Source organism: Mesopusillimonas faecipullorum (assembly GCF_020539505.1).
GTDB classification, from domain to species: Bacteria; Pseudomonadota; Gammaproteobacteria; order Burkholderiales; family Burkholderiaceae_B; genus Mesopusillimonas; species Mesopusillimonas faecipullorum.
This window is the reverse complement of sequence record NZ_JACDXW010000003.1, coordinates 212,896-229,352: the sequence shown is the minus strand read 5'-3', so window position 1 is coordinate 229,352 and position 16,457 is coordinate 212,896. Positions and strand designations below refer to the sequence as shown.

13 protein-coding genes, 1 pseudogene and 1 riboswitch are annotated in these 16,457 nt (G+C 58.0%); all 14 genes and pseudogenes read left to right on the top strand.

The genetic code is table 11. The annotated features are described in order from the left end of the window. Nucleotides 1–166: riboswitch (cobalamin riboswitch) on the bottom strand. 41 nt (nucleotides 167–207) lie between these two features. After that, nucleotides 208–3,981 carry a methionine synthase gene (gene metH / locus H0484_RS07605; RefSeq protein WP_226953944.1) on the top strand — a complete coding sequence of 1,258 codons (3,774 nt, stop codon included), beginning with the start codon at nucleotides 208–210 and terminating at the stop codon, nucleotides 3,979–3,981. Between the two features lie 126 nt (nucleotides 3,982–4,107). Beyond that, entirely contained in the window at nucleotides 4,108–4,254 is a 147-nt protein-coding gene (locus tag H0484_RS07600) for a hypothetical protein (protein ID WP_226953943.1), read from the top strand. Between the two features lie 17 nt (nucleotides 4,255–4,271). Then, the gene (locus H0484_RS07595; RefSeq protein ID WP_255644628.1) at nucleotides 4,272–4,643 is read left to right on the top strand and encodes a cysteine hydrolase family protein; all 372 of its coding nucleotides are present in this window, start codon (nucleotides 4,272–4,274) and stop codon (nucleotides 4,641–4,643) included. A 55-nt stretch (nucleotides 4,644–4,698) separates the two neighbouring features. Then, a pseudogene (locus H0484_RS07590) lies at nucleotides 4,699–5,896 on the top strand (substrate-binding protein). Continuing rightward, nucleotides 5,884–6,660: an ABC transporter ATP-binding protein gene (locus H0484_RS07585; RefSeq protein WP_226953941.1), complete on the top strand. Its 777-nt coding sequence runs from the start codon at nucleotides 5,884–5,886 to the stop codon at nucleotides 6,658–6,660. The pseudogene H0484_RS07590 and the gene H0484_RS07585 overlap by 13 nt, the downstream one beginning before the upstream one ends. Next, nucleotides 6,654–7,361 carry an ABC transporter ATP-binding protein gene (locus H0484_RS07580; RefSeq protein WP_226953940.1) on the top strand — a complete coding sequence of 236 codons (708 nt, stop codon included), beginning with the start codon at nucleotides 6,654–6,656 and terminating at the stop codon, nucleotides 7,359–7,361. Before H0484_RS07585 ends, H0484_RS07580 begins: the two co-directional genes overlap by 7 nt. A 24-nt stretch (nucleotides 7,362–7,385) precedes the next feature. Then, nucleotides 7,386–8,240 (top strand): ABC transporter permease subunit, encoded by an 855-nt coding sequence (locus tag H0484_RS07575; protein ID WP_226953939.1) that lies wholly within the window; start codon nucleotides 7,386–7,388, stop codon nucleotides 8,238–8,240. A gap of 1 nt (nucleotide 8,241) precedes the next feature. After that, entirely contained in the window at nucleotides 8,242–9,264 is a 1,023-nt protein-coding gene (locus tag H0484_RS07570) for a branched-chain amino acid ABC transporter permease (RefSeq protein WP_226953938.1), read from the top strand. Between the two features lie 42 nt (nucleotides 9,265–9,306). Then, nucleotides 9,307–9,987 (top strand): cysteine hydrolase family protein, encoded by a 681-nt coding sequence (locus H0484_RS07565; RefSeq protein ID WP_226953937.1) that lies wholly within the window; start codon nucleotides 9,307–9,309, stop codon nucleotides 9,985–9,987. A 131-nt stretch (nucleotides 9,988–10,118) separates the two neighbouring features. After that, nucleotides 10,119–11,249: an ABC transporter substrate-binding protein gene (locus tag H0484_RS07560; RefSeq protein ID WP_226953936.1), complete on the top strand. Its 1,131-nt coding sequence runs from the start codon at nucleotides 10,119–10,121 to the stop codon at nucleotides 11,247–11,249. 36 nt (nucleotides 11,250–11,285) lie between these two features. Next, on the top strand, nucleotides 11,286–13,139 hold the full coding sequence (locus H0484_RS07555) for an ABC transporter permease (RefSeq protein ID WP_255644625.1): 1,854 nt from the start codon (nucleotides 11,286–11,288) through the stop codon (nucleotides 13,137–13,139). Then, nucleotides 13,136–13,993, top strand: coding sequence for an ABC transporter ATP-binding protein (locus tag H0484_RS07550; RefSeq protein WP_226953934.1), 858 nt, complete (start codon nucleotides 13,136–13,138; stop codon nucleotides 13,991–13,993). Before H0484_RS07555 ends, H0484_RS07550 begins: the two co-directional genes overlap by 4 nt. Then, the gene (locus tag H0484_RS07545; RefSeq protein ID WP_390624823.1) at nucleotides 13,986–14,717 is read left to right on the top strand and encodes an ABC transporter ATP-binding protein; all 732 of its coding nucleotides are present in this window, start codon (nucleotides 13,986–13,988) and stop codon (nucleotides 14,715–14,717) included. The genes H0484_RS07550 and H0484_RS07545 overlap by 8 nt, the downstream gene beginning before the upstream one ends. Then, nucleotides 14,714–16,456 carry an FAD-binding protein gene (locus tag H0484_RS07540; protein ID WP_226953932.1) on the top strand — a complete coding sequence of 581 codons (1,743 nt, stop codon included), beginning with the start codon at nucleotides 14,714–14,716 and terminating at the stop codon, nucleotides 16,454–16,456. The genes H0484_RS07545 and H0484_RS07540 overlap by 4 nt, the downstream gene beginning before the upstream one ends. Nucleotide 16,457: the final 1 nt, after the last annotated feature.

Genomic DNA, 16,457 nt, shown 5'->3' with positions numbered 1-16,457 from the left:
GGGTCTGGTCAGAGCAAGGCCGGTGTCGGGCTGGGCATGCAAAGCATGCTAACCGTTGCGGGGGCAGCACAGCTTGGTCATCGGGCTTGGGTCCGGCAACTGCTGTTTCCCGTTTAACTTCCGCAGACGCACGACGTCCGGAAGCACCTGGTTCGTGATAGGCGGCAATGTAGCATGGCACGCGGGCGGCGCTACAATCCCACTATCATGTCCTATCCCGCCATACCCTATCCTATCTCCGCCTATACGCGCGGCTCTGATCTCGTACGTTTGCTGGCCAAGCGTGTCGTCATTCTTGATGGTGCCATGGGCACCATGATTCAGCAGCACAAGCTGACTGAGCAAGATTTCCGTGGTGCGCGCTTTGCCGACCACAGCAAAGACGTCAAAGGTAACAACGAGCTCTTGTCGCTGGTTAGGCCAGACATCATCCTCGATATCCACCGCGACTATCTCAAGGCGGGTGCCGATGTTCTCGAAACCAATACTTTTGGTGCAACCGCCATCGCCCAGGGCGACTACGGCTTGCCCGAGCTTGCCTACGAGTTGAATCTGGCTTCCGCCAAGCTGGCGCGGCAGGCGTGCGACGAGTACAGCACGCCTGAGCACCCGCGCTTCGTTGCGGGGGCGATGGGGCCGCAGCCGAAAACAGCGTCGATCTCGCCAGACGTCAACGATCCGGCGGCGCGTAACGTCAGCTTCGAAGAGCTGGTGGTGGCTTACACCGAACAGCTTAATGGCTTGCTGGATGGCGGCATCGACGTCGTGCTGATTGAAACGGTGTTCGACACGCTGAATGCCAAGGCGGCTATTTTTGCGGTGGAATCGGTATTCGAAGAACGCGGCGAGCGCTTGCCCGTCATGATCTCGGGGACGGTAACGGATGCGTCCGGGCGCATTTTGTCGGGGCAGACGGTCGAAGCGTTCTGGAACTCCGTGCGCCATGCAAGGCCCGTTACCATAGGCTTGAACTGCGCCTTGGGGGCCGCGCTGATGCGCCCCTATGTGGCCGAGCTTTCCAAAATCAGCGACACCTGGTTGTGCGTTTACCCCAACGCGGGTTTGCCCAACCCTATGGCCGAAACGGGCTTTGATGAAACGCCGGCCGACACCTCGTCATTGTTGTACGAATTCGGTCAAGCGGGCCTGGTCAACGTCGTGGGCGGGTGCTGCGGCACGACGCCCGATCACATTCGCGCCATCGTCAAGCTCATGACGGGCCTGCCACCGCGCCAAGTGCCCGAGATTCCCGTTAAAACGCGGCTTTCGGGGCTAGAGCCTTTAAGCATAGACAAAGAAACCCTGTTCGTTAACGTGGGCGAACGCGCCAACGTGACTGGCAGCAAGATGTTCTTGCGCTTGATACGCGAAGAAAAATACGACGAAGCATTGTCTGTCGCGCGTCAGCAAGTCGAAAACGGCGCGCAGATCATAGACGTGAACATGGACGAAGCCATGTTGGATTCGGTGGCTTGTATGCGCCGCTTCCTGAATATGGTGGCTTCAGAGCCCGATATTGCACGCGTACCCATCATGATAGACAGCTCAAAGTGGGAGGTCATCGAAGCCGGGCTGCGTTGCGTACAGGGTAAATCCGTCGTCAACTCCATTTCCATGAAAGAAGGCGTGGAAGCCTTCCTGCATCAGGCCAGGCTGTGCCGAAAATATGGCGCCGCCGTCGTGGTGATGGCCTTTGACGAAGAAGGCCAGGCCGACAGCCTGCAAAGGCGCATCGAGATCTGTGGCAAGGCATACCGTCTATTGGTGGACGAGGTCGGCTTCCCGCCCGAAGACATCATTTTCGACCCCAATGTCTTTGCCATTGCGACAGGTATAGAAGAACACGACAATTACGCTGTCGACTTTATCGAGGGCACGCGCTGGATCACACAGAACCTGCCGCATGCGCGGGTTTCTGGTGGCGTCTCCAACGTCAGCTTCTCGTTCCGCGGCAACGAGCTCATGCGCGAAGCCATACACGCGGTGTTTCTGTACCACGCCATTCGCGCCGGTATGACTATGGGCATCGTCAATGCCGGGCAACTGGGTGTTTACGACGACATCGAACCCACCCTGCGGGCCTGTATCGAAGACGTGGTGCTGAATCGTCGTCCGCCGCTTGGGCGTACCGACGCTGCCGACGAACGCAGCCCTACCGAGCGTCTGGTTGAGCTGGCCGAGTCTTTCAAGGGTTCAGGCGCCAAGCGCGAAGAGGACTTGGCTTGGCGCGAGCAGCCGGTGGCGCAACGTCTCACCCATGCGCTGGTGCATGGCATCACCACCTTCATTGTTGAAGACACCGAAGAAGTCCGTCAGCAGATAGCGGATGCCGGAGGACGTCCCATCCAGGTCATTGAAGGCCCGCTCATGGATGGCATGAATGTGGTGGGTGACTTGTTTGGCGCCGGCAAAATGTTTTTGCCCCAGGTGGTCAAATCGGCGCGCGTGATGAAGCAGGCGGTGGCGCACCTGATACCCTTCATTGAAGAAGAAAAACGGAAGATTGCCGCAGCCGGCGGCGATGTGCGCGCCAAGGGAAAAATCGTCATTGCCACGGTAAAGGGCGACGTTCACGACATAGGCAAGAACATTGTCTCGGTGGTTCTGCAATGCAATAACTTCGAAGTCGTGAACATGGGCGTCATGGTGCCTTGCGCAGAGATACTGGCCAAAGCCAAGGAAGAAAACTGCGACATGGTTGGCTTGTCCGGTCTGATCACGCCCAGCCTTGAAGAAATGGCCTATGTGGCCTCCGAGATGCAGCGCGACGAATACTTCCGCTATCGCAAGACGCCGCTTTTGATAGGCGGTGCGACCACCAGCCGAGTTCATACGGCCGTCAAGATTGCCCCTCACTACGACGGCCCCGTCATCTACGTGCCAGACGCCAGTCGCTCTGTGGGCGTGGCCACGCAGTTGGTGTCAGACCAGGCCGATGGCTACATTGCCCAAGTGGCGGCCGAATACGAGCAAGTGCGCGAACGCCATGCCAAGCGCAAGGCCACGCCCTTGATTCCGTTGGAGCAAGCTCGCCAGTCTCGTCCCGAGATTGACTGGTCAGACTACCAGCCACCCCGGCCCAAATTCATTGGCCGGCGTGTGTTTAAAAACTATGATCTGGCCGAGATTGCCAATTACATAGATTGGACGCCTTTCTTCCAGACCTGGAGCCTGTTTGGCCGTTACCCAGGCATCCTTGAAGACAATGTGGTGGGCGAGCAGGCAGTCAAGCTGTTTGCCGAAGGCCAAGCCATGCTCAAGAAAATCATCGAAGGCAGGTGGCTGACGGCAAACGGCGTAGTGGCTTTCTACCCCGCCAACAGTGTCAATGACGAAGACATAGAAGTCTATCGAGATGAGACGCGCAGCGAAGTTTTGTTTACCTGGCGCAATTTGCGCCAACAAGGCGTCAAGCGTGCCGGTGTCGATAACAAATGCCTGGCCGACTACATCGCACCGCGTGAAAGCGGCGTGCTCGATTACATCGGTATGTTCGCCGTCACCGGCGGCTTGGGTATAGAAAAACATGTCGAACGTTTCGAGGCCGAAGGCGACGATTATTCCAGTCTGATGATCAAAGCCCTGGCCGACCGCTTCGCCGAAGGCTTTGCGGAATGCATGCACGCGCGCGTGCGCCGAGATCTGTGGGGATATGTTCCCGACGAGTCACTAAGCAACGAAGCATTGATAGACGAAAAGTATCAAGGCATACGACCGGCGCCGGGCTACCCGGCCTGCCCCGAACACGTCGTCAAGCGCGAGATGTTCGACGTGCTGGAATGTGAAGACATTTCCATGGTGCTGACCGACGCTTACGCCATGATGCCGGCCTCCAGCGTTTCGGGTTTTTACTTCAGTCATCCGCAGTCGCAGTACTTCAGTGTGGGCACCATAGGTAACGACCAACTGGAAGACTACGTACGCCGCAGCGGGCGCAGCGAAGAAGACGTACGTCGTACTTTGGCGAGCAGTTTGGGCTAAGTGTATGGGGGTGTGTAAGGATTACGGAAATCCATATAAACCCCTATGAAATTAATATAGCGAGTACTAAAATAATTGTAATTCGCGTGATAACCTAAATCATGAAAACCGCTTTACGAGGGTGGCATGAGCAAGGGTTTCGCCGAACATAAAACGTCGGATCAGCCAGTCAAGCTGGATCCGGCACGTACCGCTATTTTGGTCGTCGACATGGTCAACGACTTCTGTACGCCGGGCGGTGCCCCAACTTGGTGTGCGACCGAGAATTTCTAAAGCGTACGCCGCACTGCATGGAAGGCGAGTGGGGCTCGGAAGTTGTCGCAGAGATCGAACGTGAGGCGCAAGACTTCACCGTTGTTAAGCGCCGCTTCTCTGGATTTTTCAATACCGATCTCGACCTTACCCTTAGGGATTTGCGCGTCGACACCGTCATCGTTATGGGCGTGGTCACCAATATCTGTGTGCGCTCTACCGTGCACGACGCTTTTTTCTTGGGCTATCGCGTCATTGTTCCCCAAGACTGTGTCGCGGCCACCGGCCCACGCGAGCAAGCTTCTTCTTTGTACGACATTGCCACACACTTCGGCGTGGTCAGTACGTCTGAATCCGTTATCGCCGCGCTAACGACCGGGTCACCGGTTAGCGTCGTCGAATGTGAGTGAAACCGGCTGCAGAAACCGGTTCAAACCAACAACACCCCCCAATCAGGAGACAAGCATGGAATGGCAACAAGCGGAGTTATTGTTCAAGCGACGCCGGGCGGTTTTACTGGGGTCGGCGGGCCTTGCCTTGGGGGCGGCAGCCGGCTGGCCTAGGTTTGCGTCGGCGGCTGAAACCATCAAAGTAGGGGTGTTGCAGCCGTTCTCTGGCGGGCTGGAAGCCCTGGGTGAACAAGGCGGCCAAGCCACGCGGCTGGCACTCGACGAAGCCAACGAGGCCGGTGGGGTGTTAGGCGGACGCATGTTTGAAATCATCCGTGCCGATACCAAGACGGATCCTAAAACCGCCGTCGAGCGCACCAATGAGCTCATCCGGCGCTACAAGGTCAATGCCATTATCGGGCGCTGTTACCAGCGCCGAGCGTGACGCCATACGACCGCTGGTCGAGCGCTACAAGACGCCGCTACTGTATGCCACCGACTACGAAGGCGGTACTTGCAGCCGCTACGTTACCTTGTACAGCTCAGTACCCGATCAGTGGGTAGATACCTTCATTCCCTATCTGGTCGAGCAAGGTTCCAAAAAGCTGTATCTCATTGGTAGCGACTACGTCTGGCCGCGCAAGATTAACGCTGCGGTTGCCGCCAATGCTGCCAAGGGCGGGGCGCAAGTCGTGGGCGACGAGTACTCGCCTTGGGGGGTGAAAGATTACACCGCCACCCTGCGCAAAATTGCGTCCTCCGGCGCAGACGTTGTGGTTATGTCTATCGTGGGGGCCGACGCCATTACCTTCGTCAAGCAGTTTGCCGCTGCTGGCCTGAAAGACCGTATCAAACTGGCGTTCTTCGGCTTTAGCGAAAACTATATGGCCGGGCTGACGCAAGAGGAGTCGGAAGGCATACTCACGGTCTGCAACTTCACCGGGGCGCTGGACAAACCTGAAGCCAAAGAATTGGTCAGCAAGATGCGCGCCAAATATGGCGACAAGGCCATCGTCAGCAATACCGTAGATGCCCATTACACGGTCACGCGTTTCTACATAGAAGCCATCAAGCGCGCCGGTAGCGACGATAAAGAAGCCATCACCGATGCCTTGGTCGGGCAGAGTCTGATGTCGGGCAATGGCGAGGTCCACTTGCGCGCCAGCGACCGCCATGCCGACCTCAATATCCTGATCGCCGAGGCACGTGGCGGGCGCATGAACGTGTTGAAAGATATGGGTCGAGTCGAGGCTTCGCAACAATGCAAAAGCTAGACGCAGACACAGCAGGGGCGGGCATGCTGGAAGCCCGCTCCATCATCAAACGTTTTGGCGGCATTACGGTACTCAATGAACTCTCGTTGTCTTTGAGCACGGGTAGCGTCAATTGCATCATCGGCCCCAACGGTTGCGGCAAAACCACCTTGTTCAACGTGCTCACGGGGGCCTTGAAGCCCGAAGGCGGGCAGGTGTTGTTCAAGGGCAATGACATCACCGGGCTGCCGGCCTGGCGTATTGCCGGCTTGGGCATGACGCGAAAATTCCAGATACCGGGTGTCTATCCTGAGCTTTCCGTGGCCGAGAACCTGATCGTGCCGTTGGCAGCCGCCAATCGGCGAGCTGGCCTGATGGCCACTTTGTTCTCCAAGTGCGACGATAGGTTGGCCGCCTTGCTGGATCTGTGCGGGCTGACGCACAAGGCCGAGCAAGCCGTCAGCACCTTAGCCCATGGTGAAAAGCAGTGGCTGGAGATCGCCATGTTGCTGGCGGTAGATGCCGACCTTATTTTGCTGGATGAACCCACGGCCGGCATGTCGGTGCCCGAAACCTTGAAAACGGCCGAGCTGGTGCGTCGTTTGAGAACCGAGTTTGGCAAGACGGTGCTGGTCATCGAGCACGATATGAGCTTTGTGCGTGAGCTGGATTGCCATGTCATCGTCATGCTGCGAGGGCGTGTGGTGCGCGAGGGCAGACTGGAAGACATACAGAACGATCCCGAAGTCATCGCCGCTTACCTCGGAGGGGCCGCAGTATGTTGAAAGTCGATGGCGTTGTCGCTGGCTACCAGACCGGAAGCCGCGTGCTTGACGGGTTCTCCATGCACATCAAGCCAGGGGAAATCGTTGCTTTGCTGGGCCGTAACGGCATGGGCAAAACCACTTTTTTGAAGGCCCTGATGGGTCACGTGCAGGTTGCACAAGGCTCAGTCAACCTGGATGGTGAATCTATCAAAGGTTTAAGGCCCTATGAAGTCGCGCGTCGCGGCGTGGGCTACGTACCGCAAGGGCGCGAGATCTTCCCTGACTTTACGGTCGAAGAAAACCTGATGATGGGTCTGTTGGGGCGCCCCGATTTGCCCAAGCAGATTCCCGACTGGGCTTTCGAGATCTTTCCTATTTTGGATGAGCGGCGCAAACAGCGTGGCGGCAGCATGTCGGGTGGGCAACAGCAGCAGCTGGCCATTGTGCGGGCGCTGGTGGGTAAGCCCAAACTATTGCTGCTGGACGAGCCATCCGAAGGCATACAACCCAATATCGTGCAAGAAATAGGCCATGTGCTGAGCCGGATTTCGCGTGAACAAGGGCTGACGGTGCTGCTGGTCGAACAGAACATGGAACTGGTGTTGGGCATGGCCCAACGTTGTCTGTTCATGGAGAACGGCGTCATTGTCCATGAAACGCAGGATGTGCAGGGGCTGCGTACCAACCCCGAGCCTATTCACCGCTATCTGTCGGTATGACAGCGCCCGCATTGGAGCAAACGTATGACTTTTGCTATTGAACTTGGGCTGGACACGCTGAGTTTTTCATTAAGCCTATTGCTGGTCAGCTTGGGGTTGGTCATTATTTTCGGCCTGATGAACGTCATCAATATGGCGCATGGCGAGTTCTTTCTGCTGGGGGCTTATGGCGTGGTCGCCATTCAGCAATGGCAGTTGCCTTATTGGCTGGCCTTGCTGCTGGCGCCGGCGATGTTGGCGGTGGTGGGGCTGCTGCTAGAGCAATTCGTGATCCGCCATGTCTACCATCGGTTCATCGACACTATTTTGGCTACCTGGGGTATTTCCATTGTCCTCAAGCAGCTGATCATCATCATATTCGGGCCTACCTCGCAGAGCATCGTGAACCCTCTGCCCGAGCCCGTGCATGTGCTGGGCGTGGTGTACCCGTCCTTCAGGCTGTTCATCATGGGCATGGCGCTTGCCATCAGTATTGCCACTTTCTGGGTGTTTTATCGCACCCATCTAGGCTTGGCGGTGCGGGGCGTCATCGCCAATCGTGCCATGGCGGCTTCGCTGGGCCTGAACACACGGCGCATGGATCGCTGGACCTTCGCCTTCGGGGCGGCTTTGGCGGGTTTTGCCGGCGCTGTTATGGCGCCCATCATGAGCGTAGACCCGCAGATGGGCGGCGGTTTTCTGATTCCCGCCTTCCTCTCCATCATGGTGGGGGGTATTTCCCACTTGCTGGGCGTGGTGCTGGGCGTGGGCCTTATCGGCACCACCAGTACCGTGATTGCCTCGTTGGGCACTCAGGTGACCGCGCAGATTGCTGTATTCGTGCTGGCCATCGTGGTCATCCGCCTGTGGCCCGAGGGCCTGATTTCAAGGAAGCGCTGAGATGAGCAAGCGATATCTGGGCGTCACGCTCACCGTGGCGGTGTGGGTGGCGCTGATGGTTGTGCCACTGTTTGCCGATGAATGGAGCGTCAGTCAGATGGCCCAGTATGTCACCTACGGCATTCTGGCCATGAGCCTGTCTTTCATTTGGGGACAGGTGGGTATTTTGTGCTTCGGGCAGGCGATTTTCTTCGGGCTGGGGGGCTACATGATGGGCCTGACCACGCTGGAGCGCTTTACCTGGTTTGGCGGCTCTCAGGCTATGGGGATGCTGCTGGCCACCTTGGTGCCGGCGCTGGCGGCCTATGTGTTGGGTAAGTTGCTTTTCGTGGGTAAAGGTTTGTCCGGCGCCTTTTTTGCCATTGTCACTTTGTGTGCGGCCTTCATCGTCGAGATATGTGCCCAACGCATAGACTTTATCGGCGGCTTCGACGGCTTGTTGGGCGTGCCGCCCCTGATGGCTAGCTGGCGCACGGGCGATGACATGCTCAGCGCGAATGAAACCTTCTACTTTGTGCTTGGTTCTGCCCTGGTCATTTACTTGATCGTGCTGTTCATTCAGCGCTCGCCCTTGGGCGTGGCCTTGGCGGCCATACGGAATAACGAAACGCGTACCGCGTCGTTTGGCTATCGCACCATCGATTACAAAGTGCTGGCCTTTACCATTTCCGGCGCCATGGCGGGCTATGCGGGTGCCCTGTTCACGGCGCAGTTTGGCTTTGTGTCTCCTGCGATCATCGGTACGGCGCTCTCCACCGAAGTCCTGATCTGGGTGGCGGTGGGTGGCCGAGCCGTGTTGCTCGCAGCCTTCTTGGGCGTCTTGTTGGTGCGCACGGTAGAGAGCGTACTCTCTACGGCCTTGGGGCCTTACTGGCTGCTGACATTGGGCGCCTTCTTCATCTTGACGGTGGTGGTCATGCCCGAGGGCATCTTCGGTCGCTTGATGCGCTTGCCTTTACCCAAAGCTTGGCGCGCACCTACGGCCTCGTCAGATCAGGCGCTCAGCATGCGCAAAACCCCTTAGCGGTCGCTGTCTAGCAAGACGAACACAACAGGAGAACCAGACGTGCATAAGATTCAGCTTTCACCAAAAATCGTTGAGCGTAGCCGCCAGCATCGTGGGCGCGACCGTATTCTTCAAAAACTGGAAGCCCGCCGTTGTGCGCATTTGATCGTCGATATGCAGGTGGGTTTTCTGGCGCCCGGTGCGGCTGTCGAGATCCCCATGGCGCGCGAGATCGTCGGCAATATCAACCGCTGCAGTCAGGCTGTGCGCGAGGCCGGTGGCCTGAACGTCTTCTTGCGCTATACCTACGACGAGCATGAGCCCCAGAACTGGACGTTTTGGTATGACGTGATTTCCAGCCCTGAGGCTAAAGAGGGTTCGCGTGGCGCGTTTACGCGTGGCAATGAAGGTTTCGAGCTTTGGCCCGAGCTGGATGTGTCCGAGCAAGACCTTATCGTCGATAAAACGCGTTTCAGCGCTTTCGTGCCAGGCACCTGCGAACTAGACAAGCTGCTGCGCGAAAAAGGCATAGATACCGTGATTGTTTCGGGCACCATGACCAACTGTTGCTCTGAAAGCACCGCGCGCGATGCCGCCCAACGCAATTATCAAGTGGTGTTTCTGGCCGATGCCAATGCCACTCTTACTGACGAAGAGCATAACGCGACGCTTAACAATATCCAGTCCTTGTTTGGCGAGGTGTTGACCGTTGATCAGGTGTGCAAACTACTGTCTTATTAACTTATTACTTATAGGGATTTGGTAATATGTAAGCCCGCAGGTTAGCATTCTGGTTATAAAGAACTGCGGGCTGTCATTCGGCAGACGATTAGTTCAGGCGTGTACCGCCCTTACAAACAAGGAACTCAATCATGAAACGCTTGCTTAGTGCTTTCGCGCTGGCTGCCGTCTTGCCTTTCAGCCTCTCCGCTCAGGCTCAAACCGCCAAAGACGAACCTGTCACCATCGGGTTTTTCTCTCACCTTTCGGGCAATTTTGCCGAATACGGCACCAGCTTCAAGAACGCTGTCGAGCTTTATCTAGACGAAGTGCGGGCGGCAGGCGGCATCGAAGGTCGTCCGGTCACGCTGATCGTCGAAGACGACCGCAATTCTCCTCAAGAAGCCGCTACTGTTGCACGTAAAATTGCTGGTACCCCCAGTGTGGTGCTGGCAATCGGTTCGTGGTCGACCACGGCTTCCATGGCGGCTGCGCCTATTCTGTCCGAAGCACACATTCCCCAAATCAGCCCTACCTCGTCGCACCCCGATTTCAGCAAACAAAGCGATTACGTTTTCCGCCAGAACAACACCGACGACATTCTGGCGCAGTACAACGCTGACACCATCCAGAAAAAACTGGGTGCCAGAACAGTCGTCATTCCTTACTCTCAAGATGACTGGGGCGTCTATACCGCCAAAGCCACTGCCGAGGCCATTGAAAAAGAAGGTGGCAAGGTGCTGTTACTTGAAAGCGTTCAGCCTGGCTCGCGCGAGTTCCGTCCGCTGATCAGCAAAATCAAGTCGCTGGCCCCAGAAGGGGTGTTCATGGCCTTGCCTTACCAAGAGGCGTCGATTTTCATTCGCCAATTGCGTCAGGCCGGTATCGACGTGCCTGTTGGCGGTGGCATTCCGCTGACTTCGCCCAAGTTCATCGAACTGGCGGGCCCAGCGGCTGAAGGCGCGGTGCTGCACACTATATTCTCGGCTCAAGACCCGGAAGCCAAGCGCCAAGCTTTTACCAAGGCTTATCAAGACAAGTATGGCAAACTGCCCGACCAGTTTTCGGCATTGGCTTACGATGCCGCGGCTGTAGGGGTGGGAGCGATTCGCCGCGTGATACAGTCCGGCAAGCCGCTTACCGGCGAAGCTGTGCGCGAAGAGTTGATCAATGGTCCTGCCTACGAAGGTGTTACCGGCGTCACCAAATATGATGCCAATGGCGACGTGCGCAAAGATCCCACATTCATCATCGTGCGCGACGGCCAATTTCAACTCTTTTGATCTTTTGAAGTGCTAGAACTTTTCTTCAGCCAAATCTTGAATGGTTTGGCCATAGGCCAGGTGTACGCCCTAATCGCATTAGGGTTCAGCCTGGTCTTTGGCGTTTCCAATCTCATCAACTTTGCTCAGGGCGCCTTGTTCATGCTTGGCGCTTTTCTGACTTTTACCCTTATAACCGCGGTGGGGCTGCCTTTGGTGGTGGCAGCAGCGCTTGCCATCGTCATCGTCACGTTCCTGGGGATGGTGCTGGAAGGCGTGGCATTGCGGCCCTTGACCAACGGCCCTTATATTGCGCCGGTCTTGTCTACCTTGGCCATCAGCATCATCGTTGACCAATTGGCCGAGATCATCTGGTCGCCGGAGGGGCAGGCGTTTCCTGTTCCATTCGAGAATCACACCTTCTTCATAGGGGGGGCCTATATCACCACCACAGACATTGTTATTTTTGTCTTTGGGGCGATGGCGGCCATACTGCTGACCTGTTTCCTGCGTTACTCGTGGATGGGGCGCACCGTGCGCGCTACCGCCCAAGACCGTGACGCAGCCGCCCAGTTGGGTGTGCGTACTGGTAATGTACGCCGCTTGGCCTTTGGCTTGGCGGGCACCTTGGGCGCACTGAGCGGTATTCTGGTGGCCCTGTATTTCGAGAGCGTGTTCCCGCAGATGGGCATGCCGTTCTCGCTCAAAGGCTTCTCGGCAGCGCTGTTGGGCGGCTTGACCAGTATTCCGGGGGCGGTTGTCGGTGGCTTGTTGCTAGGGGTCATCGAAACCCTGGCCAGCGCCTACGTCGGTGAAGGCTATCGCGACCTGGTGGCCTTCTCGTTGCTGCTTGTCTTCCTGATCTTCCGACCTCAGGGGTTGTTGGGCGACTCGCGTCTGGACGCGCTGGGTGGTGCCGGTGCGGCCGGTGGCAGTATGCCTACCACCAGTTTGTTGGCCTCGGCTTCCAGCCAACGCGCGGCGCACCGTGTGTTCGATATGCCGGCGTGGGGCTTTTTGCTGGCAGGCGCTGTGCTGGCAATCGTGCCTTTGCTTAGCAACAGCAGCTACCTATTGCAGGCGGTGGTCTATTCCATGATTTTCGCCATGCTGGCCAGTAGCGTCACGCTGGTCTCGGGTGTGATGGGGGTGCTGTCTATCGGCCATGCCGCCTTTTACGGTGTGGGCGCCTACACCGTAGCGGTCTTGGGCCACACCTACGGTTTGCCCACCGAGATTGCCTTGCCTGCTGCGGTATTGCTGACAGCAGCAGTCGCCGCAGTAGCCGCCTTGCCTTTGTACAAGCTGTCTGGTCATACCGCAGCATTGGGTACTTTGGCCATAGGGCAGATCGGCTTTCTGATTTTCATGACCTGGCTAAGCGTCACGCGCGGCCCCATGGGCTTTCTCAACATACCCGCCCCGCAGTTCGACTTGCTGGGTGGCCTGAGGCTGGCCAGCATCAGCCAGAAGTTCTGGCTCGTTGCCTTGGTCGCCGCCGTCAGCCTGTATCTGGCGCAACGTTTGCTGCGCTCCGGCGTAGGCCGGGTTTGGCGCGGTATGCGTGAAGATCGCTTGGCTGCGCATGCGGCGGGCATCCCTGTGCGGCGTTATCTGCTTATGGGCTTTGCCGTATCGGGTGCTTTGGCAGGGGCCGCGGGCGGCCTGTTTGCCTATGTGCAAAGCGTCATCAGCCCCGACAGTTTCAATGTGCAGGCGTCCATGCTCTTGCTGACCATGGCGGTGCTGGGTGGGCTGGGCAACCTGACAGGTGCTGCCTTGGCTGGCTTTGCGCTTACGCTGTTGCCAGAGCTGTTCCGCCCATTCGCCGAGTGGCGCATGATTGCTTACGGCGTGGTTTTGCTGCTGGCCTTGCGCTGGCGGCCTTATGGTTTGCTGGGGGCGCGATGAATTCGTCTACAAAGGCCTTGCGCCTTGAGAACGTCTCGCGGCATTACGATGGCGTCAAAGCCGTTGATGACGTTAGTTTGTCTCTGCCGCCGGGTGAAACCCTGGCGCTGGTGGGCCCCAATGGCGCCGGTAAGTCCACGCTTATCCAGTTGATCAGCGGGGTTGCGAGCCTTACCAGTGGCCGTATCTGGCTGGAGGATCGCCGCATCGACAAGCTACCACCCGAGCGTATTGCGCGCTTGGGTATCGGGCGCAGCTTCCAGACCTCAAGGGTGTTTCCTGCCCTAACGGTATGGGACAGCGTGATGTTGGGCACGCAAGCACGGCTACTGGCTGAAGAGCGGGCCAGTGGGCGCTTGAAAGACCCTTTCAGCGAGCTGTTTGCCTCTTTGCTGGGCACGGCATCATGGCGTCGCCGCCTGCAAGCCCAAGAAGCTGTGGTGCAAGATATTCTTCAGCTTTTTGGCGAACGACTGTGGCCACGCCGCCATCAGCCGGCCTATACCCTGTCCTACGCCAATCGCCGCAGGCTTGAAATCGCTCGCGTGTTGGCAGGGCAACCCGACTACTTGCTGCTAGACGAACCCGCGGCAGGTATGAACCCCACCGAAACAGCCGAGTTGACGGAGTTGCTGCTGCAATTGCGGCGCCTGCATCCCCAACTGGGCATTCTGGTGGTTGAGCATAAGCTGTCGCTGGTGCGCCAAGTGGCCGACCGGGTCATTGTGTTGAATCAGGGGCAAATACTGGCCGAAGGCGATCCGGATGAGGCGCTTGACCATCCCGAGGTCGTCGAAGCCTATCTAGGCCGTGTACGTACCCGGCCGGTTTCATCGGATGCACACCTTGGTTGATCAAGCCCAACCCTTTTTGAAACTGGACGAGATAGACGTCCATTACGGGGCCGTTCAGGCGCTGTTCCGAATTAATCTGCATGTAGAGCAGGGTGAGGTCGTCTCGGTACTTGGCGGTAACGCCTCGGGAAAATCCACGACCATCAAGACCGTCTTGGGCTTGGTCAAGCCGACTCACGGCAGCGTTACCATGGATGGTGAGCGCATAGATGGTTTGAGTTCGCCCGACGTCATCGAGCGCGGTGTGGCCAGCGTGCCCGAAGGGCGGCGTGTTTTCCCCGAAATGTCTGTGCAGGAAAACCTGTTGATGGGGGCTTACCCGCGTCGTAAAGACAAGCAGGGCATTGCACGGGATTTGGAAGAAGTCTTCCAGACCTTTCCTCGTCTGGGTGAGCGCCGGCGCCAAGCCGCAGGCACCTTGTCGGGCGGAGAGCAGCAGATGCTGGCCTTGGGCCGCGCCTGGCTACGCCGAGGGCGTTTGATTTGCATAGATGAGCCCTCCATGGGCTTGTCGCCGCGTTATGTCGACCTTGTGTATGACGTGTTGTTTCGCTGGAAAGCAGCGGGCCAGACAATTCTGCTGGTCGAGCAAAACGCACGCATAGCGCTAGAGCTGGCCGATCGCGCCTACGTGCTGCAGCATGGCCATATCATTATTCAAGGGGCTGCCGCCGATCTGGCCGCCGACCCCGCCGTACAAAAAGCTTATCTGGGGGCCGCATGAGTGTGGACAATGTAGTAGAGCTGGAAACCGACGTCCTCGTTATCGGTGCGGGCGGTGCAGGCATGAGCGCCGCGCTGACGGCGTCCCAGGACGGCAGCCGGGTGATCTTGGCCGACCGCAGCCTGATCGGGCGCGGCGGTGCAACCATCATGGCGCAGATGACAGTGGCTGCGGCGCTGGGCGAGCAAGTGCCCGACGACTGGCGCCACCACTATGTCGACACGCTTAAAGCGGGGCGCGGTCTATGCAGCGAACCTTTGGCTCGCTTGGTCTGTGAATCCGGCGTAGACGCCATACGTCAATTACAAAATTGGAATGTAGGCTGGGCCAGCGTGGACGGCCATCTCAGCCAAGTGCAGGCGCCGGGCCATGACAGGCCTCGCTGCGTTTATGTCGATTACTTGAACACCGGGCCGGCAGTGGCAAAGACCTTGCGTACGCAAGTGGCGCAAGAGCCGCTGGTGCGGCGTTTGGGCGACATGTTGATTCTGGATTTGCTGCGCGAAAACGGTCGAGTGGTTGGTGCGGCGGCGCTTAGTCTGGCTACCGGCGAACCTGTCGTCTTGCGTGCGCCTGCCGTCATCATTGCCACTGGTGGGTTGACCCGTCTTTACCGCCGCAATAGCGCCTCGTTGAATATGGGCGGCGATGGTTATGCTCTGGCCTTGCGCGCCGGTGCACGACTGATAGATATGGAGTTCGTGCAGTTCTTCCCTATCGGCCATCTGGCCCCGCGTTTGGTAGGTTTCGACCCCATTATGTGGGACCCTTTCCGCTACAAATTGGGCGGGCGTCTGCTAAACGGCCTGGGCGAAGAGTTCGTTGAAAAATATGGCCATGCGGCTGAAAAAGAAGGCTACACCGTCACGCGTGACGCTGCCACTTATGCCATCTTGAAAGAGGTAGAGGCGGGGCGCGGCACGCCAGCGGGCGGGGCTTATCTTAGCTTCCAGCACGTGCCCGAAGAAACCCTGAAAAAAGCCTTCGGCCCCATCATCAAAAAATTGGCGGCTCAGGGCATAGACCTGACCAAAGCACCCATAGAAGTCGCGCCCATTGCGCACTATCACATGGGTGGCATAAGGGTCGAACTCGATATGTCGACTGACGTACCAGGGCTTTACGCCGCAGGCGAAGCCGTGGGCGGCGCCAATGGCGCCAACCGTTTGTCCGGCAATGCCATCACCGAAGCCATTACCTTCGGCTTCCAGGCTGGGCACAGCGCAGCTGCCTGGGCGGCACAAGCTGAGCCGGTGACGGCCGAGCGTGCACGTGAACTGGCCGCCGATGCATTGGCGCAATTGAATACGCCTTCCAACCGCCCAGGTCTGAATGTTGCGGCCCTGATTGCCCGTTTGCAATGCCTGATGCAGGCCGATGTCGGCCCTTTCCGTACCGAAGAAAGCCTGGAGCGCGCCTTGAAAGAGCTGGCTGTTCTGCGCGACGAATTGGGCGAAGGCTTGCCTGGCGGTGGCGTGCAAGATTTGGTGCGCCTGGACGCACTGGACCTGCGCAATATGCTGCTGGTGGCCGAAGCGGTAACGCGCGCTGCCTTGTCGCGCCGCGAAAGCCGCGGCGCGCATCAGCGCCTGGATTATCCCTATCTGGGCGATGGCTGGGAGGTGAACCAGTCTTTGGCCCTGAACGCGCAAGCCTGGCAGCTGGAGCAGTTGCCCGTACAGCGTTTGGAACCCGCCGTCGATCTATCTGTTGCCGATGCGGCAGCAAGCGAGAACTGAA